The sequence below is a fragment of the Moraxella nasicaprae genome, from assembly GCF_025643275.1.
GTDB classification, from domain to species: Bacteria; Pseudomonadota; Gammaproteobacteria; order Pseudomonadales; family Moraxellaceae; genus Moraxella; species Moraxella nasicaprae.
The window spans coordinates 1177368-1204023 of the sequence record NZ_CP089977.1 but is presented as its reverse complement, the minus strand read 5'-3'; the positions used below and the strand labels follow the sequence as shown (position 1 = coordinate 1204023).

Below are 26656 nucleotides of genomic sequence, written 5' to 3'. Positions count from 1 at the left end.
CATCATTCCTGTACTTTGTCTTGGCGTTGATGGATTTTTGCCAGTAGTTGATTGGTTGAGCTGTCAAAACCGTCCATCGCCTTTGCGTCAATCGCTTGATAGACGCTATTTGCCATCACTTTACCCACTTCCACGCCCCACTGGTCAAAGGGGTTGATGCCCCAAATGGCACTCATCACATACACTTTATGCTCATATAAAGCGATGAGCGAACCCAAAGTTTTTGGCGATAATGCGGTCAAAAGCAGTGTCGTGGACGGCTGATTGCCACGATATTGTTTAAAATGACCAAAACTGTCATTGTCATTTCTTAATTCATCAGGCAAGGCATTGTTGCCAAAGGCAAGCACCTGACTTTGAGCAAGGCAGTTTGCCAAAGATAATTTATGCTGTTCTTCCAAATACGCATCATGATGCGATTGGCGATTATCATAGCGATGAATGGGCGTGATAAAATCACACGACACCCGTTGTGTGCCTTGATGCAGTAGCTGATAAAAGGCGTGCTGGGCGTTTGAACCAATATCGCCCCACAAAATCGGACAAGTATCAAAATCAACCGCTCGCCCATCTCGGGCTACCGATTTACCGTTGGATTCCATTTCAAGCTGGGTTAGATAATTGGGGAAATGCAACAATCGACCATCATAAGGTAAAATACTGTGTGCATGAATGCCCAAAAAAGTTGAGTTCCACACACCCAACAGTCCAAGCAACACAGGCAAATTATGAGCAAAATCAGCCGTCGCAAAATGCCTATCCATCGCATAAGCACCCGCCAACATTTCTTTAAAGCCTGCCATACCAATGGCAATCGCCACCGCAAAACCAATCGTGGACCATAAGCTAAATCGACCGCCCACCCAGTCCCACAGCAAAAGCTGATTATCGGTATAAATGCCCCATTCGCTCATCTTATCAGCACGAGTAGAAATACCGATAAAATGTCGTCTGAGCACGCTGGCTTTATTCGCTCCTGTTGCCAGCAGCCAAGCAAGGGCGGTCTTGGCATTAGAAAGCGTATCAATCGTGCCAAATGATTTTGATGAAATGATGAATAAAGTCGTCTGAGGGTCAAGTTTTTTTAGCAATCCATCAAGCTGTGTACCGTCCATATTGGAGACAAAATGCACACGAATGTCCGTATCTGCCCATTCGGCCAATGCAGTCGTCGCCATCAAAGGCCCAAGGTCAGACCCACCCACACCGATATTGACGACATCGCTGATTGCCTTGCCAGAATAGCCACGCCAAACTTTCTCTCGAATGCGATTGACGATGTGCTTGGCACGCTCCAAACTATCATGAACTTGGGCATTGACATCAACACCGTCCACGATGAGCGTTTCGCCTTTGGGGGTGCGTAAGGCGGTGTGCAGGGCTGGACGGTTTTCAGTGTCGTTTACTTTTTTACCTGTGAGCAAGTCATTGATTTTATTAGATAAATCAAAGTCATCGGCTAACTGTAATAGCTTTGCCAAAACCTTATCATCAATCGCCTGCTTACTAAAATCCATATAAATATCACAAGCGCTTGCTGTCAGTCGCTCGCCACGAGCGGGGTCAGATTTAAACAGAGTGTTTAAATCTGGGGGCGTTTGGGCGTAGGATTGCAGGGTTTGCCAAGTGGAATTTGTCATAAAAAACCCTTATTTATCAGACAGTTGCCTTTGGGCAAAATACATAAACGCCCTCATATAGCTTGCCATATCGCCTGCATCAAAGCTATTGCCCGTCATGGTAACCACATCGACGCCCTGACTGCCAATCAAGGCATCAATGGCATCGGTGAGCTGAATCTCACCGCCCACGCTGGGGGCGGTTTTGGCAAGGTAATCAAAAATGGCATTGTCAAAGACATAGCGACCCACCACCGCAAGGTTTGACGGAGCAACCTCTGATTTTGGCTTTTCTACAAAGCCTGTGACGGCAAAACTTCTATTATCACTTGATTTTTCTAGGGTTTGGGCATTTTCAAGTTTGGCAATGCCATATTTGTCAATGTCTGATACCGCCACAGGGTCTACAAGGATTTGACTACGCCCAGTTCTCTCAAATTCATTCATCATAAACGCCAAGTTTTGACTGGCATAATCGGTCTCATAAGGATTTAGCACCACATCAGGAAGCAGGACAGCAAACGGATTATCACCCACCACCGCACGCCCCTGTAAGACAGCGTGTCCTAAGCCCAAAGGTTTGCCTTGCCTCACACTGGTAATCACCACATCATCAGGCAAAAAGTTTAGGCTATCAGCCAGACTGTCTTTGCCCTTATTTCTAAGCTGAGTGTCCAGCTCACTGTTGATGTCAAAATAGTTCTCTATTGCTGACTTTTGGGCGTGATTGACAAGAACGATGTTTTTGATGCCTGCCTTAATAGCCTCTTCAATCACATAATGGATAGAGGGGCGATTACCAAGGGGCAACAGCTCTTTTGGTACAGCTTTTGAGAGAGGAAGCATACGAGTACCAAAGCCTGCGGTGGGAATGATGGCGTGGGTGATTTTCACTTCAATTTACCTTTTATATTCTATCAATAGCAAAATTATACAATCTTTCAAATTCAACATTCTTATCACATAATGCAAAACATTATGATTGTCACTACAATGATAATTAACCGAAATATCAGAGCAGTATTCCAAATCCAACATTTGTAAATACTTCATATCAATCTTATTATCCTCATCCAAAGAAATGTCAGTTTTTGATGCAAATCCTTGGCTACAACCCTGAATCACAACAGATCAGCGATTGCATTAGGACAATTTTAGCTTAAGTATTCACAGCTTGTCTGTATTTGTTTTGATAATGATAGAAGGTCAGAATTTTTGGCGAATAAGCAAAAGCCTTATCCGCCTTAAAATGATGAGCAAACAAAATTGCACCAACCAATCATCTACTAAAAGACAATTCGTTGAATGCCATTAGGCATTTGAACTTGCCATCAGATAAGTATATGGAGAACTCATTGTTCATTTTAGTATTTTAGCACAAAATAAGTTTTGCAAGAAGTATTTTTGCAAAATATTAGGGGCTGTACTAGATTAGCCTAAACTCCACACCACCTTCTCAATATTTTAAGTTGATTAGATGGTGTGCCATAGTTAAATCTAAACTCACATTCTTTGATGAATAAGTGAAAGTTTTTCTTGTCAATGCCGTTGTACTTTCTAAGCACTCGTTTGGCTTGCGACCAGAAGTTTTCAATACCGTTGATGTGGTTGTGGTCTTGTGCAAATTCTTTGGAATGGTTAATCCTAAAATGCTTAAAATCACTCACATCAAGAGCATTGCAACTTTTGTAGCTATCAGTATAAACAATGCTGTCAGGTTTGATTTTACTTGTAATAATGGGCATTAGTATATTTGTCTTAGTATCTTTAACGACAACAACAAAGACTTTACCATTACGCTTTAAAAGACCAAATACCGCTGTTTTACCAGCAGCCCCTCGACCTCGTTTGCCCTTACGGATACCACCAAAATAACTTTCATCTAACTCAATCTCGCCATCAAAAAGCTCTTTGGTTTCTTGAGCTAAATGATATTCTATCACAAGTCTGATTTTGTGATAGAATAAAGCTGCTGAATTTGGGTGTATTTGCAATAAATCAGCTGCTGAACGAGCAGTAACTTCAAGTACAAAAAATTCAAGCAACCTTTTTTGTACTTTTTTACTTAATTTACAATGGGTTATCTTCATAAAACTAGTATAACATGGGTGTTATTCTAGTACAGCCCCAAATATTAAATTAAACCGCATTCTATCATGCTATAAAACCTTAAATTCAATAAAGTCTCAATACAGAATACAGATTAATAGACTAAAATCTTGCCAAAGCATTGCTTTCTTTAGTAAAATAACCTAGTGATATCTTATTCATTCATACAACACAACCAAAGGCTACAAAATGGCACAACTTAACCTACCTTTCAATTACCAATATCAATATCAGGCAGGTGAAAATCATTCTGATTTGCTTATTTCACTATCCACATCTATCAATAAATTTGACTTGCCATCCCCTCTAGGAAAAAGTGTTTCACTGCTAGAAATCACCGAAGGGATTGGTTCGTTTTTTTTATACAAAACGGAGCTTGTTTGTGAAAAATTATTTGACTTTATTCAAGCACAAAATATAGAAAAAGTAATTATTTTTGGCTCCAAATATTCTTCGTCGGCAGCTTTTTTGTGGTCTGCCATACTTGAAAGTATGCTACGCCCAGTAGGAAAATCCTGCCATTGCATTTGTGTAGACTTGAATAACAATTTATCATTAGCAAAAGCTTCTCGTGATTACCAATCTTTGTATATGCATACTAAATCCTATGTTGACCCATTGGCTTTTATTAAAACCAAAAATCTACAACCATTTGGGGCTGTCTATTTATCAAAACAAAACCACACCCTCCAAGAAACCCTTAAACAATTCCCCAACTTTCATGTATTTAACACCGAATTTGACGAAAATGACATTAATTATTTCATAAAAACAAACATCACAGCCTCCAGAAATGGATATAGCAATGTATTTAAACAAAAGAAAGTGCAAAAACTAAACTGCAATGACGAGTTTGCTACACTACAGATAGGACAAAACCTTCCAACACCGACCGCTATCATGAAATCCATCATAGAGCACAAAAACTATACATATTTTTTGAAAAATCATCTAGATCTTAATGAGACAAGTCTGGAAGGTCAGGCTGTTTACTTTGTAGAAACTTTTAACCAATATATTAATGCCATAAATTGTCAAGCAAGCAATCAAAAATATGCAAAAATTACAATTATTGCTCAATACACTCGCCTTAATCTAAAGATGATGGACTTAATTATCAATTACCATCTCGAAAACAACCTGCACAATCAAGATACCTCCTTAAAATTTTATGAAATTCATCTAAGCAATCAAGTAAATTTTTTAGATTTTTTCATTTTTAATAAACGCTACGAACAGCTTATTAAAAAAACAAGATTAAATAATTTGATTGTTACAAGTTCTGAATACAGAACAGCCATTCTGTGTCATACAGCAAAATCTCTGCAATCAAAAGTGTTTTTAATTGAAGAAGGTTTGGGTACATACGATCAGATCAATCGACTGCATATTAATAAAAATTACCGACATTACATTTCTCAGCCAAAGCATTTTCGGAATTACACTCAGGAATCTCTGATTGAAAATTTCGGTAACAGTATTATGAAAAAGGCCATCAAAGGCTTTTTAGAATTTGATTCAATTTATATTGCCGTACCTTCTATGTTGCCGACCGTTCAGAGCGAAAAATACAATCCTGTTGAACAATACATTTTAGAAAACCAAAATTTGATTGAAGATATTCAAACAACGATTCAAAAGCACAACCCAAAATCATTACCTATATCCGTCTATGCGGATCAAACATTTGGCTTTGCAACCGAAGAACATTATCAAGCGGTTATCAAGGCATTGGATAATACCGTTCCCAAGGATCATCTAATTGTATTTCAATTACATCCAAAAAATTTCTCCGATAGAGCTGTTATTCAAAAACTTATTGAAGAACTTGATGTTACTCATCAATTTGCTTTTATTGATTTTAACCAACCAATCAGAATTGAGCTACTGGTATCAGCGATCAAACCTGAGGCGTTGCACAGCATCACATCATCATCTTTATTTTATACACAACTCCTGTTCCCAGAAGTACGCAGTTTCTCACTGGCTGACGAATTTTTGAAAAATCTAAATGAATCGGGCTGCACTCATCAGGCTGGACTCAAAATGGTCTTTCAACACGCCCAAGAATTGAAATACCTGCAATTACATATCCAAAAACAGTCACTATGAAGTAAAAATCCCTGTTTAGCATTCTAAACAGGGATTTTTTTAGCTTTTCTCAATCAATTTATTTAAATCCACTTCTGGGTCTTGATATAAAGCCCAAATTTCATCAATTAAATTTACCGTTTGTCCTCCGCCTAACGCCTGAAAATCCTTATCATCCAAATCAGACAACTTGGCATAAAAAGTTTTTAACTGTTCATAGGTTCGACCTTCTGGAATAGTATATGGTATACTGGTAGAATGACCGGAAAAATCCAATCCGATCACCTCTACACCTGATGACTGTGGGATTTTTTGAGCCTCAACCTTATCCATCTCAAATCCTTTGCCATAAAATATTTTAACACTATCCCCTGCCCTTACCTGTATATGCTTGGGTTGCAAAACCTTATTCATCATAAAATATGCCGCTGGATGTACAGCAAAGTAGGTTGATAGTGTTAAGTAAGTAGGGATAATCAAATTGTTATTGTAGGGATACAAGTCAATCTGTGGAGAAAAAGCGATGCAATTTACAGGTATCTTTATTTTCTTTATCAGATATTGATACAAAACCAAAGTACCACTTGCCGCTTTAGATCCGCCTAGCAAGGTTACCTTCTTATACCCAAACTTTGATATTTTTTCAATTAAGAATTCGGATAATTCATTTGCTAAAAAACAATACCAAGAATACGTTTCGTCAGCGATATATAATAAATCAAGAGAAGTCGAAAACTGATAAGCTTTAAAAGCAAAGTTATGATCTGGCGACAGAATAACAACCAAATGATCGCTATTCTGGGTAGATTGCACAAATCGCTCTTTAAAATATTGCTTAGGTTCATAGTGCCGCGTGCTTTGACCAGCTGCTGTATATGCCAACCTATCCAATAAATCTAACTGACCGCCAAGCTCTACAATTTTATCAATACACCGATTGGCTTCGGTATAATAGCCCTTGCTATAATATATATAAGCCAGTTCTCTAATCCAATTTTTGTCACCAATCTTAATCGCATTATTCCAGCAATGATCGATTTCTTGCTTGGTAATAACCAATCCTTTTCTTGCTGACAAAACCAGTAGTCTATGGCGAGCTTGAATTAAATTGGGTCTTAAATTCAATGCCACAGACAATGCATCGTAAGCCGCATCAAAATTTCCATTTTTTAAATAACAATGTGCCAAAATTTCATTTAATAGATAATCTTCTTTTAGAAAATTTTTAGAAATTTTATGCAATACATTCAAGCAGTTATCTGGCAAGTTTTTCCGATAGTATGAAATTGCAACCAATTTCAATAGCTCGTCAGAAAATTCTGTAGACTGCTTTTTTTTGTAAAAATCTATAACAGCATCATAATTTTTTTGATCAAACCACTGTTGCGTTTGTCTTTCTAGCTCAAACATAAGTTAATCACCTGTTTTTTTTAGCCAAGTAGTAGCTTATCAAAAGAATAAAAATGCAGTCTGGACTTTCTATATGCCTGCTTATGAATCTCAAAAGCAAGCTCTTGATAGAGCTTCAACGTATCCCAACCTAATGCATTGTACACCTCATCGCAATCTAATATGTTTTTTAGATTCCACAATGATGAATTATAGAAACCCACAAAAATCTTGGGTGCATTTTCAACAAAAACCAAAGATTCCGCATAAGTACCAAAATCCATAAATAGGACATTGTCAGGATTGGATAGTTTTTGCTTCATCAATTCTATCATTTTTGGTCTAGATTCAGCATCTGGCACAAAAATGATTTTTTGATATTTTTGCAAAAGTTTTTCACACACTTCAAGATGTAATTCAAGCTCATCTCTAAAATGAAAATTATTACAAAAACTGGCAAGATTTTGACCCAAAAACACAGCACCAAAGCCTTTCTCAAGTTTTATTGACAACGCCTTTTTTAGCCAATAATCTTGTTCTTGCATTGTCATAATGGATCGCTTCTGAACATCAAGCCCCAAAAAGACATTTTTGCTTTGAGCAACTTCTGTAACCTTATGATGAATAAGGTCTAAATGGACAGGGCGTTGATTTAAATAACTGTTAGGCACCCCTAAATCCATTTGGATTAAATTGGCCTGCTTTACTCGATTTAGATGATTTAGAACCACACCTTTGTGTCTATAATAAGACACCCAAGATTCGCAGTGCTTAACTAATTTTTCAAGGTAAGAAAAAACCCCATTATTTAACAAGTAAACACTTGACTTCGGCAAGGCATCTAAGTGAATTTTGGTAAATCTATCTTGTAAATCTGAACAAAAAATACCAACAACATTAACACCAACTTTCTCTCGAATGAACTGGGTGCTACTTCGAATTGCGTCAATCTGTGTGTAGTCATGGCTATATATAATATCTTCTGGTTGATATTGAATGATCTGAGTATTGATCAAAAAATTCTCATTCAATTCTTGACGAATTTTCTGAATCAAATCATCTGCATTTGACGCTGATTTTTGATCAATTAACACCAAAAGATTAGCACCACAATTCTCAAAAGAAATTTGTTTGTTGATTTTTTCATAGCCTAGCAACTGCACAATTTGTTCTGGATTATCACAAATAGCCAGATAACTTATTTTATTCACAGCCATTCTTACTTCTCCGAAATGGTATTGGTGTTATTCTTGATAAAAGCATCATAATTAAGATACATCTGCTTTTTAATATCTGGATACATTTGACAGCCTTGGGTATTAGACTCAATTCTAGCCATTGCCAATTGCTTAAAAATCTCAATAATATGATCATCTCCACAATGCACAGGATTATCAAAATAACTAATAGATTCTTGCAACTGCAGTAAAGGCAAGCGAATATCAGCATAAGGGTCAGATGGCAACTTCCCATTTTGTGCATAAGCTCTTATTCTATACCAATCTTTTTTTGCAATGTAATTTAGCAAATTAATTTGCTCCAAATGTATCAACGAAAATTCATCGGACAAACTTAAAAATCTACGCACATACACAAAAGGAGAGGTATTTACATGTGCATACTGCCATTCTCCAAAATTGGTAAAACCATCATCAGCAAAAGCAATGTCTTTATAACGCTTCAATCCTCGAGAAGGCATAATCCCAACTATTTTTTCTTCCGAATAATACCCACTAATATCGTCATTGACATTTAGCCATGGCAATGCTAGAACATCGCCAGGTTGCATTTGTTGCATCAATTCTCTGAATACAGTAGGGTTTAGAGCACTAGAAAAAATCTCGTCAGCATCAAGCTGTACAAAATGTGTTGCGCCGATCTCTCTACCTCTTTTGACAATGATTTGATGAATTAATGCTTCATTAAATAACCATTCTTGACCCTCAATCAAATCAATATTAATGCCTTTTTGCTGATAAGACTTGACGATATCGACAGTATCATCAGTTGAACAATCATCATATAAGATAATCACATCAACATACTTATAAACAGCTTCAATAACAACCCCAATATTATCTCTCTCGTTTCTAACCCTCATCATTGCCGCAATAGAAATATCGTGATTATTCTGTAATTCAATTTTTTTGCCAGACACATCCTCTAATACCAATTGTCCATCTTGTACATCCATGACAATCAAATCATTTGTATTAGATAAAGAAATATCGCCAGCCTGTCTGATAGCTCTAGCAATTAAAGCGTGCAAAGATGCGTGGGTATAAATATCTGGAATCCCCAAAGTTCTTGGCAAGCTTCGAGTTAATTGTGCATTCATTAGATTTAGCACAAAGTCAATGTCGTTAGCATTTCCCACTTTGGAATAAATAACCAATATTAAAATCAACATTTCCATATAGTAGGAATCTGCCGCAATCACATCAGACAAAACGCCTTCTGTTTTAATAAACTGATATGCCTTGTCAGCTCCGTCAAGATGGTAAATCAAATACAAAGCTTTAAAGAATGACCGACCATCTCCACGAGCATAAAACTTTTGAATTAAATCAGTGGTATCTTCATAATTCCATTTCAATGCCCAAACATATTGGTAAAAATCATCTTTTTCCAAAAAATATTTTGTACTCTCTTTTGGATTGTCAAGTGGACGCAATGAATTTAAATTAACTTCTTTCAACATAGCAAATCTCGCACAAATTCAAATAACTTGGATAGAATCAAACTTATAAATAATGTGTAGGTGTATAGAAATATCCTCCAAACCTTTTTGGCATTCTGAATAACTAGACAATCTATCTATCAAATAATTAGCGATAGATATCGCCTCTACATCTTGATTAATCAAATGGGCATACATCAAGACGCTAGAGGTAATTCCAACCACTTTTTTGATGCCACTGACCTTAAGTAAAGACTCCACCAGAAAATCTTGCTCTTCTATAATAACAATACGACCATCTGACTGTTGTTCAAGATAATTAAATAATACTCTAACCCTGTCCCCGTCTTTTGGGTGAAGTTTTACAAATATCTTGTTCTCTTGGTCTGCCATACTCAAAAGCAACGCTCTTAGCTCAGTCATATACAGTCTTAAATCAAGTTCATATCTTTGATTTAAGAATAAAATATCGTTATGTCCAATTTTATATTTTGCGATCAATGATTTTGCATAAGCGACACTTTCCTCATCTAGCCAATCATAGATAAAGAATCTTTCAAAGACAGAATTTTTAAAGGTATCGGCCAGTAATTTTGGTGAACTAGCATACACTTTATCAAAATCCACATAAGCAGACAAAGCTGATTTTAGATACCCATTTCCGCCAATTCGTATAAAATCACGCTGCACTCCCAAATCTTTATCAATACTCAAAGCAAAATTTTTTATCTGCTTTAATAACTTGCCATCTAAAATATCGCTCTGCTTAATCCCAACTTTTTTATAGACTGGAAAAATATCTGTTGGCTTTTTGATATTTTTCTTTATTTTGACCCCTTTCTTAAAAATTTGTGTTTCACCAATCGTGGTCATAAAATGAGATTTGAGAAATTTAAAATCTACTTTTTTATATTTGGACAATGAGTATTGTTGAGTGGGCATCTCACTAATTGGCTTATAAATTGCCGTACCCTCCTCAACAAGGATTGTACCCCGTTTTTTATTCTTTGCCATATTTAAAAGAATAGCATAATGACCTTCAAAACTATTCACATACAAATCATCAAAATTTATCGCATTTAAAATCTTGCCATATGTTTTTTGAACTTCGTTGAGCTTGCTGTAACTTATTTTATTGATACCAACAGGAATCTCAACAGTTATCGCACCAGAAAAACAATTTTGCGAAATGTTATCTACGACCATCTTAGGCGTATCAAGATTTTTCATTGTATACAAAATAACCAACAAATTGTTCTTTAGCTGCTTTTGTTGAATCAAAGACTCCATTTGTTTTAACTGCCCCAAATGGGTAACTACAAATAAATTTTTGACCTGCTGAGGTGCTTTTAGATAGTCTACAAATGTCTGTGCATATCCACTTTGAAGTTCTAGCATCTGATTATTCATATTCACCTATAAATATTCTAGTGATTTTTTTATGGCCCTGATTCTGTCTGACTTGCCAAACAGGAAAAATAATTTTGGATAACGCCACGCAAACAAAACCATCTTGACTACAACCACTATTAAACTGCGCTGATGAAATTTTTTGGGTGACTGCTTAGAGATTGTCTCCAATATTACCGTAGACACAGGGGCAAACACCCGGTCTGTTAGCCAATTTGGGTTTGGGCTTAGATTGCCACTCAAGAACAAATTACTTTGCCCAAAAAACTCTCGTGCATCATCATCAAGATACTCTTTATCCAACAAATAACATTGCTTACCAAGCAACAATCCTTCCACAATCGCTGATGACGAAATAGACAAAAAAGTATCTGCTTTTTGCACATCGCTATCATTTAGCACGCTTACCATTTGAACATTAGCAAATTGAGCAAGGCGTTCTCGCATTGTTACCAAATATTCATTATGGATATTTTCACGCAATTTATAAATAAATGGTATGTTTGGATTTTTTTTAATCAGACCAATCAGTTGCGACTCGATCTTTTGGGCGGTCGCTTGATTGTTGATAATTTGCGTCTGCTCAAAAAAGATGGTGCTACCATCGCTTATTGATTGATTGTTTTTTTGCAAAAACCAAGAAGCACCGTACAGTACACCATTATTTGGCACACCAAAAACTTGGCACAATTTGGCATAAAACTGCACATCAGCAGGGCAATTTAACCACACTTGGTCAGCATTAAAACGGGTGATAAAAGCATCGAGCTGATAATGACTAACAATTCCTGGAAACAATGCGATGATTTTGGTTTGGGTTTGGTGATACTGTCCGATGATTTTATTGAGTAAATAACCACCCAAACAACAAACCAAATAATCACAATCCTGCATCGGTGTTAGATTTTCCACAGACAAAAACACCACGCCATCAGGCAACCATTGCACACTGTCCGACGGTGCATCAATCACAAAAAACTGTATTTTTGCTTGCGAATAATCCTTTCTCAATCTAAAAGCAGTCGCTAAAACCGCTTTTAGATGAGAGTCTTTTTGAAATACAAACCCCAGTTTCAAGTGTTATTTTACCTGAGCTTTTTTAAGTTGCTCGCCTTTTTTGATGTCTGTGGCAGCAACTCTGCCAAGCAAATCATCATATTCGGTTACCAAAATCTCGCCTGTACCTGGACGACGCGCCCACAGATTTTCTTCAGTAAAGACCTCGCCTGCCTTGATGTCTTTATAAGCCACCACAGACGCAAAAGCAAAATCAATGGTTACTTGCTCTTCGGCAACCGCACCTTTTTTACCGCCACGAGCTTTGGCAATTTGCTTACTTGCTTCAATCAGTTCTGCCATACCCTTGCCGTCCATTGAGCAGTTAATGTCAGGGCCTGGACGATCAAAATAGTCAGTAAAGTGTCTTTCTAGGATACAAGCACCGCTAGCAACCGCACCCATACATACATAATTATCTACACAGTGGTCAGACAAACCAATGACTGCATTTGGGAAGGCTTCTTGCAACTCCTCCATCGCACCCAGACGCACCAGTTCTGGCGGTGTTGGATACACATTGGTGCAATGAAGTAGGGCGTATGGTACGCCAGCTTCTTCCATAATTTGTACAGATTTTTTCACACTTTCAATGCTATTCATGCCTGTTGAGACAATCATTGGTTTGCCAAATGATGCCACCAGCTTAATCAATGGATAGTTATTGCATTCGCCAGAACCAATCTTATAAGCTTCCACACCCATTCTTTCGAGACGATAAGCCGCCTCACGAGAAAACGGTGTACTAATAAAAATCATACCCTTACTTTCTACATACTCTTTTAGGGCGGTTTCGTCTTCTTCGTTTAATGCGCAACGCTCCATAATCTCATAGATAGACACATCAGCGTTACCAGGGATTACTTTTTTTGCCTCGTCTGACATTTCGTCTTCTACCACGTGCGTTTGGTGCTTGACGACTTCAGCACCTGCCTCATAAGCGGCATCTACCATCTGTTTGGCGACTTCTAGCGAACCTTCGTGGTTAATGCCAATCTCGGCAATCACAAGTGGTTCATAATCATAGCCAACCATACGGTTAGCGATTTTAAAACTTGGCTTTTTGGTGGTCGTCATACTATTACCTTAATTCATAACCTAAATTTGTTCAAAATACTGATTTGCCAATACCAAATCAGCGATGTTATCAATGTCTATTGAAGATTTCTCGTCCATCTGGACAAAGGCTTGTGGCTTGCCAAAAAATGATTGTTCAGCCACCAAATCGGTAAAGCGTTTAACATAAACCGCTCCATTGATACGAAAAGCCTCTGGCAAGGCTTGGCGTGGCATTTCTAAGTCTGCCAATGCTCGCACCGCTTGATACTTGCCATCATCGCCCATTATTATCATTTTGAAGGGGTGATGTTCGCTTGGTGTTACGGTGATTGATGAGCCTCGATGATTATTTTTTTCAAATAATTCAATTGTTTGCAAAATATGCTCGCTCATTCGCAAAGGGCTGGTTGGTTGGAGCAAAACACACACATCGTCCTGCAAACTCATATCTTGCACCAGCTCTTCAATCACTTCAATGGTTTTGGCGGTATCGCTGGCAGTTTTTTCACTGCGAAAATGGACATTTGCTCCATATTTTGCCGCTTCATCAGCGATTTTTTGACTGTCAGTTGAGACAATAATTTGGCTAATTTTATCTACTTTTTTGGCTTCAATGATGGCACGAGCCACCAACGACACACCACCCACCAGTTGTAAATTTTTATCTTTAATACCCTTTGAACCGCCACGAGCAGGAATGACTGCGATATACATAACTAACTTCCTTGATTGATGTCCACAAAGACTTTTTGGACAGGAATATCCCAAAATTCCTTGCTAGCAACAAATTCGGCAAATTTTTCTGTACTGCTGCCATCGCCAAACCAAGTAGATTTTTCGGTATGCACATCATTCACACACTCAATGGCGGACAAAATCGCTTGGGTGTCATAGCCACAATCAATGACGGTTTTGCCACGAAATCTGGCATTTTGGCGGGTGCCAATGTTGATACTTGGCAAGCCATAAAATGGGGCTTCACGCACGCCCGCACTAGAATTACCAATAATAAATTGGGCGTTTTTTAATAAGGTTAGAAAATGTTCAAAATTGATAGACGGATAGCATTTAAAATTCGGATGCTCTTCATAATCAGCAATAACATTCAAAATCTTGGCACTACCCGTATCATTATTTGGATAAATCACTACATAATTTTTTTGGCTTTGTTCCAATGCCTTGAATAAATTCTGGGTGTACTTTTTGATTTCGTGTTCTTCACTAGTAACAGGGTGGAACATTACCACTGAATATTCCTCAAAATCAATACCATAATGCTCTTTTGCGTCTTGTAATGTTGGTAATTTTTGTGAATTCATCACATCAAGGTCTGGCGAGCCGATGATAAAGATCGTTTTTTCGTTTTCGCCTAATTGCAGCAAACGAGCCTTAGCCTCTTCATTTGCCACCATATGAATGTGAGATAATTTACTAACCGAATGGCGAATGGAGTCGTCAATGGTACCAGACAGCTCTCCACCTTCAATATGACATACACGAATATGGCTCAATGCCCCAACAGTTGCCCCTGCCAACGCCTCCAATCTATCACCGTGTACCACAATCAAATCTGGCGAAATGGCATTGACAAGACGAGTAATAATGGTAATGGTATTGCCCAGCACCGAACTCATTGGCTCGTTTTCGTTTTGATTGGAAGTAAAATAGGTATTGGTATAATTTTCTTTTTTTACTTCTAGGTAGGTTGAACCATAGCGTTTCATCATATGCATCCCTGTTATTAAGACATGCAATTCAAACTGTGATGATTGCTCAATTACAGACATCAGGCTTTTGATTTTGCCAAAGTCTGCACGAGTGCCTGTTACAAATAGAATTTTTTTCATAACCTAATTATCCAAGCAAAAAAGAGATGTGATTTCTATGCGTCTGACAAAATCCATATCACTCGCAATAAGGAATTTTCAAGCCGATCAAGAAGCACTAATTAACCATTGGTTTTACATCAATTCATTGTTCTAAAAATCAACCAAGGTCACTACTTTCTATCTCTGCACAACCAGTTAAGCACCAAAACCACAATAGGACTATGCCATACATAATAGCAAATTACCCTAAGAAAGACAATGAAGTTTACCCAAAGTAACAAAAACACACTGTCTTATTACCCAGACCAATATCATTATAATAAACCCAAAAAAATGACCTTTGATTTTTGTTGGATATTTGTTAGTCGTAAATTGATAATAAAATTATCAAATATTCATCAACCAATCCCCGCCTGCACCAAATCACGCAATGCCAATACCCCAACCAATTTATCTTCATCGACCACTAATAGCTGATTGACGCTCTTGTCTTGCATTAATTTGAGGGCGTCGGTTGCCATCATGGTCGAACTGGTGGTCAAAGGATTGGTTTTCATCACTTGTTTGATGGGCTGATTCATGTCTTGTTTTTGGCTAAGCAAGCGACGAATATCGCCATCGGTCAAAATACCATAACCCAAACCATCATCATAAACCACCGTCATGCCCAATCGCTTCTCAGTAATCTCAAACAAAGCGTCCATCACGCTGGTCTCGCCTGCCACCATCGGAATGTCATGACCTGTTTTCATGATGCCTGACACATCGGTCAAAAGTCGCTTACCCAACGAGCCTGCGGGGTGCGACAAGGCAAAATCCTCCGACCTAAAACCACGGGCTTCAAGCAATGCAATCGCCAAGGCATCGCCCAGTGCCATCGTGGCAGTCGTGCTAGAAGTTGGTGCCAGCCCCAATGGGCACGCTTCTTCAAACTCGCCCAAAGTCAAAGCGATGTCTGCCTCTTTGGGCAAACGACCATTGAGTGTTTTACTGATGCTGATGAGTGGAATGTTTAGGCGTTTGATGACAGGCAGCAGTACATTGATTTCGTCGCTATTGCCCGAATTGGAAATGGCCAGTACCACATCACCCTTGATAATCATGCCCAAATCGCCATGCCCTGCCTCGCCTGGGTGAACAAAAAATGCAGGCGTACCCGTCGATGCCATCGTCGCCGCCATCTTTCGACCGACCAAGCCCGACTTACCCATGCCTGTGATGATGAGCCGACCTTGGCACGCCAAAATCGTCTGGCAGGCTTTATCAAAATTCTCATTGACCGCCTTTGTCAGCGATTGCAATGCTTGAATCTCGATGTCCACCACCCTGTGAAATACTTGCTGATAGGTTGTATTTGTCATGATATTTTGCCTTGTTAATGTGTTTTACTGATGTGGCATTTTAGCATAGCCCCATCAGATAATAAAACAAATCAATCATCTGGCAATAAAATTACAACAAAGATTTTTGATATCATTAACATCAATCTAAACGGCTGATTTTTGAGGTAAACCAAACATAGCCCTGCACCAACAAATGAGTCAAGCCAAAGCCAATCCCTGTCAGTATTGGCGAGATAAACACACCTGTTAAAACCACCATCGCCCTACCTGTATCGCTGGTGACAGCGTCCATTGCTTGTTGTTGTGCTGGGTTGATTTCATGCCCATCAAATGAGCCATCGCCATCAACATCATAATTTTGTAAAACAGCATACAGATAGCCATCGGTTGCCTTTGCCGCCGCCACAAGCAACAAATAGCACACCATCTATGCCATCACATAAGCCCACAGCATAGACCATCGCCATTTTCGACAAGCCACATAACACAACGATGGCGTGACAGATAAAGCAAGCAACAAAAGCATCTATAACCAGTGCCAAGCAGAAATTGACATCATTATTACCAAGCAGACACATATTTTGCACTGATGGGTTGTAAATATTTGCCATCAATGACTAGGCATTTTTCAGATTTTTCTTTATTATCACCCGCATTATCAAAGAAATCTACCGATTGCGGACAAAATACTTTGGTATTGCCTAAGTTCCACGCCATATAGCCGTATAGGATATTACCAACCAAAATCAGACATTTTTTAATGGAAATACTACTACTTTCCTATTTTTATTATCTTCATCTTGTTGCATTTGATAAAAAGGCTCCCCCGCCAAACACACTTCGCCAGCATATTGATAATGATTGGGTTTTGAACTATTGAATAGCAAAATTTGCACACCATTAAAAACAGATTCTACCAATGTTTTATTTTGTGCAAAATTAATATCTTGGTCGCCTTTTAAACCCATACCTATGTAATAAAAAATATCCTCTTGCCAATAATTTTTATAAATAGAATCAGTTTTATTGATTAAAATTAGGCAATTGGCTTGTTTGCTGCGACGCATACCACCTGCATTGGAAACCTTAAAAGTATCCATTAAATCTTGATTAGTAAAAATTGTGCCAATTTGATAATTGTTAATTAACATTGTTCGCTCCTTAGTGTAACATAATGCTATTTTTGGTCTATAGGAAAAATTCCTATGATATCTTATTCTTAATTAATAGTAATCACCAATCTGACTTAATTTCTTAATTGATGGTCATTTTTTATAAATTTATCCTTCCAAGTTTCTGTTTAGTCTTGCAAAATAGGTTTGCGTTGGTGATTTTTATTAATTTTTTGAAATCAACTGCAATGCATTTGTTAAATTAACACACTGCGCCAACCATTTTATGTTAATGCAACTTTGACTTAATAACAGTATGTGCCTTTAACCAATGTCATCCAATAGTTATTAAAGTTATTTTTTAATTGCAAAATATTGTTTAAATAACTCTTACCACGAGTGAGAATACGGGGTTCAAAATTGGTTAAGGGTGAAATTTTCTTTACCTAAAATAATCTTTTGACATCATCAAAAATACGGTTAATTCGGTCATTGGGTCGAACGGCAATATTTTGAAAAATTTGCATAGTTCTTATGCCATTTTTCATATTGCTTGTAAATAACGCCATTAGAGATTTTCCTCTAATGGATAAGGGGAAATCATCTATCAAACTTTGTTTTAATTGATGATTGAGAATTTCATTTTCCAGTAATTTAATCATGTCTTCATATTGCTTAAACACCCTTTCAGGGTTATGAGATATTTTTCTGAATTCCGATAAAGTTAAGTTTTCTGCACAATCTAATTTATTTAAATCATGATTATATTTATCAATGGTTGCCTGTAACGCCAAAACATACCAATCAATAAACTTTTCTTTATCTTGATTGAAATTGGCTTTAATATCAGGATTATCGTCTATCATTTTTTGACAGCAGTAGTCAATAAAAACATCGTTTTCAATAGAATATCCACTTGTGAAAATAAGTTTCTGATTTTTAAACTCATCAGGAATTCCAATATTAATCCAAATGTCTTGGTCTGCAATAAATACAATATTTTTATTGTACAAACGCCCATTAGGGTTGACTGTTTCTTGAAATATTTTTAATACATTTGCTCTACCACCAACAGGAGTTACAATAACATTGCTTATCTCATCTTCTAATTTTCGGTAAATAATAATATCATCTTTTCCTTCAACAATAATTGCTGGTAAATCAGAATGATTTAATGTAGAAATCATCTCATCTAAATCAACTTTTGCCATTATTGCTCTTCTCCATTACAATCTCCTCGATCATCAACCCAAGTTAATTCTTTATCAGGGTATTTTGCATAAATAAATGGAGAATGAGTTGCAACAATAAATTGATTGCTAGAATTTTGTCTTAATAAAGTTGGAAATAAGATTCTCTGCCAATCTACATGTAAACTTAATTCTGGCTCATCAATAATGAAAATAGTATCTTGATAAAAAGCATTATAGGCTAAAAAACTTAGCATCTGTTTTTCGCCTGCAGAGAGTAAATCCGAATTAATTGCACTAGCACTATCGCCTAAACTTAAACTTTCTTTTTTAGAACCTAGCTTAATACCGCCATAACTAATAAATTTAAAGACCTGTTCCTTAAAAGTATCAAATGGTTGCATAGTATTCTTTCTAATAATTTCCAATTTTTCCATTTGAGATTTTACTTCTTGCAAAATATTAGACGATTCTTCTTCTGTAGATTCTTTAATTCTATTTTGTATATCTTGCGAAGTTTTCTGTTGAAGTTGTGATATTTCTTCAGATAATTCAGAATGTTTTTTTATAACTAATAATTCAATATCTGCAGTACTTAAAGAGGATACAAAACTATGAGAACCATTTGATAATTGCCCAGATATATTATTTAAAGCATCTTCAATAGCACTACCTTTAATACTAGGTAAAATTCTGCCGGTAGCACTACTAATTTTATGTTTTGTTAAAAAACCACCTTCTATACGTCGGAATGTTGGTAAAAATATTGATGCGCCATGTTCTATTAATCGATTATTTGGAATATACTCAGCAGGTCTTACACGAACCACCAAACTACTAACTCTATCTTCCTCAACATCTTCAAACAATTCAATATCTTTAGAGCCATTCCATTGCCAAGCAACCTGACATGTCTCTGTATCTATTTTACTAACAGTACAAATATATTTATCTGTAACGATTTTAATTTTTGAAAAATTAATTTCTCTTAAAGCAACTTCAATATTTCCACTTATTACATACCAAATTAACTTTAAAATATTGGTTTTGCCAGAGCCATTGCGACCTGTGATAATATTTAAATCACGATTAAAATCTAATTTAATGTGATTATTCAAACCATTTAAACCAATAACTTCAGCAGACTTTATTATCATATATACACCTTAGATTGTATTTAAAAACATACCCATAAAAAAATATGGGCATGTTATTACCATTGAAGGCTAAATCAACCCCCAATCTTCTTATACTTCATACGCTTGGGCGTGGCATCTGCTCCCAGTCGCTCTTTACGCCATTTTTCGTATTCGGTGTAGTTGCCGTCAAAAAACTCAGGCTGTTCATTTTCAAACGACAAAATATGCGTACAAATACGGTCTAAGAACCAGCGGTCGTGTGAGACGACCATTACCGTACCGGGGAAGACTTCAATGGCATCTTCTAAGGCACGCAAGGTCTCCACATCAAGGTCGTTGGAGGGTTCGTCAAGCAAAATCACATTCGCTCCTTGCTTTAAGGTCTTAGCAAGCTGTAAGCGATTGCGTTCACCGCCTGATAAGTTGCCAACCAGTTTTTGTTGGTCTTGCCCTTTAAAGTTAAAGCGACCAATGTAGGCACGGCTTGGCGTGGTATATTCGCCCACGGTAATCATATCAAGACCGTCCGACACCTCTTCCCACACCGTTTTTTTGTCGTCAAGATTATCACGTACCTGACCGACATAGGCGACTTTGACGCTCTCGCCGACTTCCACCGAGCCTGTATCGGGCGTGTCTTTGCCTGTAATCATATTAAACAGCGTGGTTTTACCAGCCCCATTTGGACCGACAATACCGACAATCGCCATTGGTGGCACGGTGAACGATAGGTTTTCATAAAGCAGGCGGTCGCCAAAGGATTTGGAGATGTTTTTGACTTCAATGACTTTATTACCCAGTCTTGGTCCTGGTGGAATGTAGATTTCTGCTGTCTCATTTCGCTGTTGGAACTCACGAGAGTTCATCTCTTCAAAGCGTTCTAGGCGAGACTTGGATTTGGCTTGCTGACCTTTTTGGTTTTTGCGTACCCATTCAAGCTCTTGTTTTAGGGCTTTGGCAAAGGCTTCTTCTTGCTTTTGCTCTTGTTCTAGGCGTTTGTTTTTCTGTTCTAGCCACTCGGTGTAGTTGCCTTGATAAGGATAGCCATAGCCACGGTCCAGCTCCAAAATCCACTCGGCGACATTGTCAAGAAAATATCTGTCGTGGGTAATCGCCACAATCGTGCCAGAATAGTCCTTTAAAAATCTTTCAAGCCACGCCACACTCTCAGCATCAAGGTGGTTGGTCGGCTCGTCAAGCAGGAGCATATCAGGCTTAGACAGGAGCAGACGGCACAGGGCGACACGGCGTTTTTCGCCCCCTGACAGTTTAGAAACATCAGCGTCCCAAGGCGGTAGGCGTAGGGCATCGGCGGCTTTTTCAAGCTGAGTGTTTAGGTTGTGAGCGTCCCACGCTTGAATGATGTCCTCCATTTTGCCTTGCTCGGCAGCCAATTTATCAAAATCAGCATCAGGCTCGGCATACTCAGCATAGATTTGGTTGAGACGGTCAAGGGCGTCTAGGGCTTCACGCACGCCATCTTCTACATTTTCACGCACGGTTTTATTGGGGTCAAGCTGGGGTTCTTGGGGCAAATAGCCGACCTTAATGCCTGCTTGGGGGCGTGCCTCGCCATTGTACTCGGTGTCCACGCCTGCCATAATGCGTAGCAGGGTGGATTTACCTGCACCGTTTAGACCCAGTACGCCAATTTTTGCCCCTGGGAAAAAGGAGAGTGAAATGTCCTTTAAAATCTCCCGTTTAGGCGGAATGATTTTTGAGACTTTGTTCATCGTGTAGATGTATTGAGCCATAGCTATCCTTTTGATTTAAAAAGAAAAATTATAAAATAAAAATGGGGGATTTAACCTGCTATTATCGCATTATTTTTGGGTTTGGGCAAGGTGTTTTATTTTGGGATTTTGGTAAAATAAATTTGGCTAAAATGGTTGATAACAAGCCACCTAGCAAACCACAAACAAGAATAAATACAATATTTGGTATCATATTGGGATAAAAAAATCTAAAACTTGACAAAAAGTAAACCACAAAACCTATACCAAAAATTTTAGCATAATTTTTATTGATGGTTTTAATTTTAAGAATAATAAAAATAAAACTGATGATTAAATTTAAGATAAAACCAATAAAAGAAAATCCCATTAAATGAAAATAAAAATACTCTAATGAAAATTTAACACCCTCACTTAATATCATTGGGTACATTATTGATAAAACAATTGCACAATATATAACACCTCCCAATAATGGATAAAGTGTGATGACTTTTAAAGTTGGGTATTTGTTTTCTTTATTATTGTTCATAAAATTTTCCTTTTTAAGATTTTGGTAAAATAAATTTAGCAAGAATTGCTGATGATATTCCACCAATTAGGGCAAATACCAAGTGAGAAAAAATCACCGATAAAATCCCTGAAACCAAACTTTCATTTAGCTTATAAAAAGTGCTTTTAATATTAATAATTAACCAACAAACAAAAGTAACCCCAAAACCTATCCAAAATGTTTTAAAATAATCATCGGATTTAAGTATTTTTATTTTAAAATAAGCTAAGACAATGCCTGTCAATAATGCAGGAACAAAGCCAGTCGCCCAAACTACAACAATAAAAAGCAAGATTTGATTTTTTCCCACAAAATCATAGAAAAAGAAAGCAAGTACCGCAAAAATCAATAATGGCATTCCGCCCACCAGTCCGCCTAACAATGGATAAAGCGTGATGACTTTTAAGGTTGGGTATTTGTTTTTATTATTGTTATTCATAAAATTATCCTGTTAATATTTTGGCAAAATAAATTTAGCAAGAAGAGTTGATGTTAAACCTCCTAATAATGAAAAAATAGCAACTGCCACCATAGATACAACCAAGCCAAACAGAATATCCAGCATTTGCCACTCAAACAGCACATCAATATTTGCCAGTATTACCAAAATCATTGTCGGTAAAAAAGTAGCAAGCCAACCAATAAAGAATGCTTGTAAATAATTTGCTTTATGTAAAACCCTAATCTTATAATAAGCCAGCAAAATCCCCGCCAATGCCGATGGAATAAGACCTGCTAAAAAAGTCACTGCAACACTTGCCCATAACATTTCAAAAATAGAGTTCCAATCTTGCTCTTATCAATATTCCAATAACAACCGTTAATGTAATGGGCAAACCGCCAATAATGCCACCTAATAGCGGATAAAGTGTGATGACTTTTAAAGTTGGGTAATCATTTTTTGTCTTTTTATCCATAAATCATTCTCTTGTATCCTAATTTATGTTAGCATAGATTAATACAGTACCGTTGTAAAGCCCGATTTTTTACTTATTTTAGGAAAAGCCGATGCACATCACTCACAGCCCCACCACCCAAAGATTTGAGACCACCATTGATGGACATACCGCTTATTTAAGCTACGAGGTTCTCAATGAAGATACGCTCAATTATAACCACACCATCGTTCCATCTGAGCTTGGCGGTCGTGGCATTGGTTCTGCTTTGGTCAAATTTGCCCTAGAATACGCCCAGCAACATCACAAAAAAATCGTGCCAAGTTGCAGCTTTGTGGCAGCGTACATCGATAAAAAAACAGAATATCAGCAGTTATTGGCTTGATTTTTTGCCAAAATAGCCCATAATAAACCCAATTTTTTTAGCAAAATTTAGGAACATGTATGAGTAGCCTTACCGCCGACCAAGTTGCCCTACAACTAGAAAGCCTACCTGAGTGGTCAAAAGACGGCAACAGCTTAGTCAAGACTTATACCTTTGCAGAGTTTAGCGATGCCATCAGTTTTATGGTGCGTGGGGCATTTTCTGCCCAAAGTTTGGAACATTATCCTGTATGGCAAAATGACCATAATGTCCTGACTGTTCGCATTGGCGACCCTGAGCAATCTGCTGTACAAAGTCGTGATGTTCAGCTTGCCAAACGCCTTGAAAGCATCGCACACTAAGTTCAAACACCAAAAAGCAATGATGTCTTATCATTGCTTTTTTTATCAAACTTGCTATCATAAGCGGTTTGCTAAATCATCATTAAAATATCATGACTTTATATAACGACACCAACATCGATACTCGCTCCATCAGTGATTTTACCGAACAGGCTTATCTTAATTATGCCATGTATGTCATCATGGATAGAGCCTTGCCACACATTGCTGATGGTCTAAAACCCGTCCAACGCCGCATCGTCTATGCGATGAGCGAGCTTGGACTACGTCACACCGCCAAGCCAAAAAAATCCGCTCGTACTGTGGGCGATGTGCTGGGCAAATATCACCCACATGGCGATATTGCTTGTTATGAAGCGATGGTGCTGATGGCACAACCATTTAGCTATCGCTATCCGCTCATCACAGGACAAGGCAACTGGGGCAGTCCTGACGACCCCAAATCTTTTGCCGCCATGCGATATACCGAAGCTAAGATGAGCCAATACGCCAATACCCTACTGGCTGAATTGGAACAAGGCACGGTCGATTGGCAAGATAACTTCGATGGCTCGCTGACCGAACCTGTTACCCTACCTGCTCGACTGCCGAACATTTTGCTCAATGGCACGACTGGCATTGCCGTTGGTATGGCAACCGACATTCCGCCACACAATCTGACCGAGATTGTCAAGGCGTGTATCCGTCTGCTCAAAGACCCTACTTTGTCGGTCAAACAACTGGCTCAAACGGTGCTTGCACCTGATTTGCCCACCGCCGCCGAAATCATCACGCCAAAATCTGACCTCGTGGCGATGTATCAAACAGGCAAGGGCAGCTATAAGATGCGTGCCACTTATCATATCGATCCCAAGGACAAAAACACCGTCATCATCGATGCTCTGCCCTACCAAATCTCTGGCAACAAAATCATTGAACAAATCGCCAAACTGATGAGCGATAAAAAGTTGCCTTGGGTCAATGACATCACTGACGAATCCGACCACGAACACGCTTGTCGCATCGTTCTTGAACTTAAAAAAGGCAAACTTGATATTGATAAAATCATGAATCATTTGTTTGCCAATACCGACCTTGAAACCAGCTATCGTGTCAATATGAACATGATTGGGGTTAATGGCAAACCTCAGGTAAAAAATCTCAAAGAAATCTTGACCGAATGGCTGTCGGTTCGTCGCAATGTGGTGATTCGCCGATTGCAACATCGTCTTGCCAAAATCGAAAAACGCTTGCATATTTTGGCAGGCTTACTGATTGCATACCTAAACATCGATGAAGTCATCGCCATCATTCGTGAAGAAGATGACCCCAAACTTGAACTAATGAACCGCTATGGTTTGACTGATGTTCAGGCTGATGCGATTTTGGACATTAAACTACGCCAACTTGCCAAACTGGAAGAAATCGAGCTTAATGCCGAAAAAGACCGCTTGACCGCCGAAAAAGACAGCATCAATCATTATCTGGGTAATGACGATGCGATGACAGGATTGCTCATTGATGAGCTGACGGCTGACATGAAAGAACATGGCGATGCACGCCGTTCGCCTGTTGTAGAACGAGATGATGCAGTGAGTCTAAAAGCCACTGAGCTAGTGCCAGCCGAACCGATTACGGTTGTGCTGTCGCAAGCTGGTTGGATTCGTAGTGCCAAAGGACATCAAACCGACCCGTTGCAGATGAGTTACCGTGCTGGCGATGGCTATTTGACGCACGCATTGGGCAAATCTAACGAACGGCTGATTTTGCTGGATAATACAGGTCGAAGCTATGGTGTGGACGCTGCCAATCTGCCATCTGCTCGTGGGCAAGGCGACCCCATCACCAGCCTCATCAATCTGGGCAATGGCATTAAAGCCGAACAGCTATTATTCATCGCAGACAGCCCCATCATCATGGCAAGCAGTACAGGTTATGGTTTCATCAACCAATTATCCAATCTGGATACCAACCAAAAGGCAGGTAAAGCCAGCATCAACCTTAATGAGGGCAAACTACTGCCCATCGCCCAGATGGCAGCGACCGATACCTTGATTGCGGTGGTCAATTCATCGGGCTACTTATTGGTCTTTCCAACCGATGAATTACCAATGCTTGCTAAGGGTAAGGGCAATAAACTGATGAACCTAAAAAACGATGAGCATATCATCGCCATCACCGCCCTATCCGCTGATGACGCATTGATGATTACTGCTGGCAAACGCACCTTAACGCTCAAACCTGCTGACCTAGCCAGCTATCACGGCAAACGAGCCTCTCGTGGCACTCAGCTGCCCAAAGGATTTGGCAAGGTTGCCAGCATGACCAAAGCCGATTGAATCCGAACAATAAAAAAGCAGGGTTTATGTCCTGCTTTTTTATTGTTAATTAGCATTGCTTAGCCATCATCTCATCATGATTTAGGCGTATTAAGGTATGTCAGTCCCTGCCATGATGATTCTTATCCATGCCTGTACATCCTTAAAGTTATTTTGACCGCCAGACAGTCAATAAGTACATCATAAAAAATTCTTATCCATATTGATATTGATTTAAACTGCCAAAAATCGCCTTGACACAAAAGACATCACTTGATTTTTTAACAGTATTTTGTTAAGTTATTTTTAATATTAGGTTGGGTACATCAATCATCAATATTGTCCAAATGATGATTTGGCAAATGCTTAACTGTCCGTGGCAGTCGAGCCAATACCATCGCTCATCTAAATATCACTTCGCCAAG

The 26656-nt window shown here is 38.4% G+C and carries 26 protein-coding genes; 4 read left to right on the top strand and 22 right to left on the bottom strand.

Annotated elements, in window-relative coordinates; all coding sequences use genetic code 11:
• Positions 1 to 2 precede the first annotated feature (2 nt).
• From pgi to LU297_RS05665, 3 genes are all read right to left on the bottom strand, one after another.
• Complete coding sequence (gene pgi / locus LU297_RS05675) at positions 3 to 1640, bottom strand: glucose-6-phosphate isomerase (protein ID WP_263075592.1); 1638 nt, start codon at positions 1638 to 1640, stop codon at positions 3 to 5.
• Positions 1641 to 1649: 9 nt separating this feature from the next.
• A complete protein-coding gene (locus tag LU297_RS05670; protein WP_263075591.1) occupies positions 1650 to 2513 on the bottom strand; it encodes a UTP--glucose-1-phosphate uridylyltransferase in 864 nt (287 codons plus the stop codon).
• A 542-nt stretch (positions 2514 to 3055) separates the two neighbouring features.
• Positions 3056 to 3709, bottom strand: coding sequence for an IS1595 family transposase (locus LU297_RS05665; protein ID WP_263075590.1), 654 nt, complete (start codon positions 3707 to 3709; stop codon positions 3056 to 3058).
• 208 nt (positions 3710 to 3917) lie between these two features.
• Between LU297_RS05665 and LU297_RS05660 the strand changes: the two genes are divergently transcribed.
• A complete protein-coding gene (locus LU297_RS05660) occupies positions 3918 to 5840 on the top strand; it encodes an alpha-2,8-polysialyltransferase family protein (RefSeq protein ID WP_263075589.1) in 1923 nt (640 codons plus the stop codon).
• A 39-nt stretch (positions 5841 to 5879) separates the two neighbouring features.
• On the opposite strand, the gene LU297_RS05655 is transcribed toward LU297_RS05660, so the two are convergent.
• The 19 genes from LU297_RS05655 to LU297_RS05565 all read right to left on the bottom strand — a co-directional run bounded on the left by LU297_RS05655 (position 5880) and on the right by LU297_RS05565 (position 23229).
• On the bottom strand, positions 5880 to 7229 hold the full coding sequence (locus tag LU297_RS05655) for a tetratricopeptide repeat protein (protein WP_263075588.1): 1350 nt from the start codon (positions 7227 to 7229) through the stop codon (positions 5880 to 5882).
• A gap of 20 nt (positions 7230 to 7249) precedes the next feature.
• Complete coding sequence (locus tag LU297_RS05650; RefSeq protein ID WP_263075587.1) at positions 7250 to 8425, bottom strand: alpha-2,8-polysialyltransferase family protein; 1176 nt, start codon at positions 8423 to 8425, stop codon at positions 7250 to 7252.
• A gap of 2 nt (positions 8426 to 8427) precedes the next feature.
• The gene (locus LU297_RS05645) at positions 8428 to 9909 is read right to left on the bottom strand and encodes a glycosyltransferase family 2 protein (protein WP_263075586.1); all 1482 of its coding nucleotides are present in this window, start codon (positions 9907 to 9909) and stop codon (positions 8428 to 8430) included.
• A gap of 18 nt (positions 9910 to 9927) precedes the next feature.
• Positions 9928 to 11286, bottom strand: a complete 1359-nt coding sequence (locus tag LU297_RS05640; protein ID WP_263075585.1) for an alpha-2,8-polysialyltransferase family protein — start codon at positions 11284 to 11286, stop codon at positions 9928 to 9930.
• An 18-nt stretch (positions 11287 to 11304) separates the two neighbouring features.
• Positions 11305 to 12375, bottom strand: a complete 1071-nt coding sequence (locus tag LU297_RS05635) for a DUF6716 putative glycosyltransferase (RefSeq protein WP_263075584.1) — start codon at positions 12373 to 12375, stop codon at positions 11305 to 11307.
• A gap of 3 nt (positions 12376 to 12378) precedes the next feature.
• Positions 12379 to 13431, bottom strand: a complete 1053-nt coding sequence (gene neuB / locus LU297_RS05630; protein ID WP_285894527.1) for an N-acetylneuraminate synthase — start codon at positions 13429 to 13431, stop codon at positions 12379 to 12381.
• A 21-nt stretch (positions 13432 to 13452) separates the two neighbouring features.
• Positions 13453 to 14127: an acylneuraminate cytidylyltransferase family protein gene (locus LU297_RS05625; RefSeq protein WP_263075583.1), complete on the bottom strand. Its 675-nt coding sequence runs from the start codon at positions 14125 to 14127 to the stop codon at positions 13453 to 13455.
• 2 nt (positions 14128 to 14129) lie between these two features.
• Positions 14130 to 15260, bottom strand: coding sequence for a UDP-N-acetylglucosamine 2-epimerase (neuC, locus tag LU297_RS05620; RefSeq protein ID WP_263075582.1), 1131 nt, complete (start codon positions 15258 to 15260; stop codon positions 14130 to 14132).
• A 380-nt stretch (positions 15261 to 15640) separates the two neighbouring features.
• Complete coding sequence (locus LU297_RS05615; protein WP_263075581.1) at positions 15641 to 16603, bottom strand: KpsF/GutQ family sugar-phosphate isomerase; 963 nt, start codon at positions 16601 to 16603, stop codon at positions 15641 to 15643.
• A gap of 121 nt (positions 16604 to 16724) precedes the next feature.
• Positions 16725 to 17009, bottom strand: a complete 285-nt coding sequence (locus LU297_RS05610; protein WP_263075580.1) for a hypothetical protein — start codon at positions 17007 to 17009, stop codon at positions 16725 to 16727.
• Between the two features lie 137 nt (positions 17010 to 17146).
• Positions 17147 to 17329, bottom strand: a complete 183-nt coding sequence (locus LU297_RS05605; RefSeq protein WP_263075579.1) for a hypothetical protein — start codon at positions 17327 to 17329, stop codon at positions 17147 to 17149.
• A 2-nt stretch (positions 17330 to 17331) separates the two neighbouring features.
• A complete protein-coding gene (locus LU297_RS05600) occupies positions 17332 to 17736 on the bottom strand; it encodes an SRA domain-containing endonuclease (RefSeq protein ID WP_263075578.1) in 405 nt (134 codons plus the stop codon).
• Positions 17737 to 18143: 407 nt separating this feature from the next.
• The gene (locus LU297_RS05595) at positions 18144 to 18908 is read right to left on the bottom strand and encodes a DUF4435 domain-containing protein (RefSeq protein WP_263075577.1); all 765 of its coding nucleotides are present in this window, start codon (positions 18906 to 18908) and stop codon (positions 18144 to 18146) included.
• Positions 18908 to 20044, bottom strand: coding sequence for an AAA family ATPase (locus LU297_RS05590; RefSeq protein WP_263075576.1), 1137 nt, complete (start codon positions 20042 to 20044; stop codon positions 18908 to 18910). The genes LU297_RS05595 and LU297_RS05590 overlap by 1 nt, the downstream gene beginning before the upstream one ends.
• 74 nt (positions 20045 to 20118) lie before the next feature.
• A complete protein-coding gene (ettA, locus tag LU297_RS05585; RefSeq protein ID WP_263075574.1) occupies positions 20119 to 21780 on the bottom strand; it encodes an energy-dependent translational throttle protein EttA in 1662 nt (553 codons plus the stop codon).
• Between the two features lie 61 nt (positions 21781 to 21841).
• The gene (locus LU297_RS05580) at positions 21842 to 22291 is read right to left on the bottom strand and encodes a hypothetical protein (protein WP_263075573.1); all 450 of its coding nucleotides are present in this window, start codon (positions 22289 to 22291) and stop codon (positions 21842 to 21844) included.
• A gap of 13 nt (positions 22292 to 22304) precedes the next feature.
• Positions 22305 to 22751 carry a hypothetical protein gene (locus LU297_RS05575; protein ID WP_263075572.1) on the bottom strand — a complete coding sequence of 149 codons (447 nt, stop codon included), beginning with the start codon at positions 22749 to 22751 and terminating at the stop codon, positions 22305 to 22307.
• A 12-nt stretch (positions 22752 to 22763) separates the two neighbouring features.
• On the bottom strand, positions 22764 to 23081 hold the full coding sequence (locus LU297_RS05570) for a hypothetical protein (RefSeq protein WP_263075571.1): 318 nt from the start codon (positions 23079 to 23081) through the stop codon (positions 22764 to 22766).
• Between the two features lies 1 nt (position 23082).
• Entirely contained in the window at positions 23083 to 23229 is a 147-nt protein-coding gene (locus LU297_RS05565; RefSeq protein ID WP_263075570.1) for a hypothetical protein, read from the bottom strand.
• Between the two features lie 91 nt (positions 23230 to 23320).
• On the opposite strand from LU297_RS05565, the gene LU297_RS05560 reads away from it, so the two are divergent.
• The 3 genes from LU297_RS05560 (at position 23321) to parC (ending at position 26252) form a co-directional block, all read left to right on the top strand.
• On the top strand, positions 23321 to 23593 hold the full coding sequence (locus tag LU297_RS05560) for a GNAT family N-acetyltransferase (RefSeq protein ID WP_263075569.1): 273 nt from the start codon (positions 23321 to 23323) through the stop codon (positions 23591 to 23593).
• 59 nt (positions 23594 to 23652) lie between these two features.
• Positions 23653 to 23934: a 4a-hydroxytetrahydrobiopterin dehydratase gene (locus LU297_RS05555; RefSeq protein ID WP_263075568.1), complete on the top strand. Its 282-nt coding sequence runs from the start codon at positions 23653 to 23655 to the stop codon at positions 23932 to 23934.
• Positions 23935 to 24026: 92 nt separating this feature from the next.
• Positions 24027 to 26252 (top strand): DNA topoisomerase IV subunit A, encoded by a 2226-nt coding sequence (gene parC, locus LU297_RS05550; protein ID WP_263075567.1) that lies wholly within the window; start codon positions 24027 to 24029, stop codon positions 26250 to 26252.
• Positions 26253 to 26656: the final 404 nt, after the last annotated feature.

What these genes read in the sequence shown, in the direction of transcription:
- pgi (WP_263075592.1), bottom strand. Translation starts at nt 1,640, where the DNA reads ATGACAAATTCCACTTGGCAAACCCTGCAATCCTACGCCCAAACGCCC.
- LU297_RS05665 (WP_263075590.1), bottom strand. Translation starts at nt 3,709, where the DNA reads ATGAAGATAACCCATTGTAAATTAAGTAAAAAAGTACAAAAAAGGTTG.
- LU297_RS05660 (WP_263075589.1), top strand. Translation starts at nt 3,918, where the DNA reads ATGGCACAACTTAACCTACCTTTCAATTACCAATATCAATATCAGGCA.
- LU297_RS05655 (WP_263075588.1), bottom strand. Translation starts at nt 7,229, where the DNA reads ATGTTTGAGCTAGAAAGACAAACGCAACAGTGGTTTGATCAAAAAAAT.
- LU297_RS05650 (WP_263075587.1), bottom strand. Translation starts at nt 8,425, where the DNA reads ATGGCTGTGAATAAAATAAGTTATCTGGCTATTTGTGATAATCCAGAA.
- LU297_RS05645 (WP_263075586.1), bottom strand. Translation starts at nt 9,909, where the DNA reads ATGTTGAAAGAAGTTAATTTAAATTCATTGCGTCCACTTGACAATCCA.
- LU297_RS05640 (WP_263075585.1), bottom strand. Translation starts at nt 11,286, where the DNA reads ATGCTAGAACTTCAAAGTGGATATGCACAGACATTTGTAGACTATCTA.
- neuB (WP_285894527.1), bottom strand. Translation starts at nt 13,431, where the DNA reads ATGACGACCACCAAAAAGCCAAGTTTTAAAATCGCTAACCGTATGGTT.
- LU297_RS05625 (WP_263075583.1), bottom strand. Translation starts at nt 14,127, where the DNA reads ATGTATATCGCAGTCATTCCTGCTCGTGGCGGTTCAAAGGGTATTAAA.
- neuC (WP_263075582.1), bottom strand. Translation starts at nt 15,260, where the DNA reads ATGAAAAAAATTCTATTTGTAACAGGCACTCGTGCAGACTTTGGCAAA.
- LU297_RS05615 (WP_263075581.1), bottom strand. Translation starts at nt 16,603, where the DNA reads ATGACAAATACAACCTATCAGCAAGTATTTCACAGGGTGGTGGACATC.
- LU297_RS05600 (WP_263075578.1), bottom strand. Translation starts at nt 17,736, where the DNA reads ATGTTAATTAACAATTATCAAATTGGCACAATTTTTACTAATCAAGAT.
- LU297_RS05595 (WP_263075577.1), bottom strand. Translation starts at nt 18,908, where the DNA reads ATGGCAAAAGTTGATTTAGATGAGATGATTTCTACATTAAATCATTCT.
- LU297_RS05590 (WP_263075576.1), bottom strand. Translation starts at nt 20,044, where the DNA reads ATGATAATAAAGTCTGCTGAAGTTATTGGTTTAAATGGTTTGAATAAT.
- ettA (WP_263075574.1), bottom strand. Translation starts at nt 21,780, where the DNA reads ATGGCTCAATACATCTACACGATGAACAAAGTCTCAAAAATCATTCCG.
- LU297_RS05580 (WP_263075573.1), bottom strand. Translation starts at nt 22,291, where the DNA reads ATGAACAATAATAAAGAAAACAAATACCCAACTTTAAAAGTCATCACA.
- LU297_RS05575 (WP_263075572.1), bottom strand. Translation starts at nt 22,751, where the DNA reads ATGAATAACAATAATAAAAACAAATACCCAACCTTAAAAGTCATCACG.
- LU297_RS05570 (WP_263075571.1), bottom strand. Translation starts at nt 23,081, where the DNA reads ATGTTATGGGCAAGTGTTGCAGTGACTTTTTTAGCAGGTCTTATTCCA.
- LU297_RS05565 (WP_263075570.1), bottom strand. Translation starts at nt 23,229, where the DNA reads ATGGATAAAAAGACAAAAAATGATTACCCAACTTTAAAAGTCATCACA.
- LU297_RS05560 (WP_263075569.1), top strand. Translation starts at nt 23,321, where the DNA reads ATGCACATCACTCACAGCCCCACCACCCAAAGATTTGAGACCACCATT.
- LU297_RS05555 (WP_263075568.1), top strand. Translation starts at nt 23,653, where the DNA reads ATGAGTAGCCTTACCGCCGACCAAGTTGCCCTACAACTAGAAAGCCTA.
- parC (WP_263075567.1), top strand. Translation starts at nt 24,027, where the DNA reads ATGACTTTATATAACGACACCAACATCGATACTCGCTCCATCAGTGAT.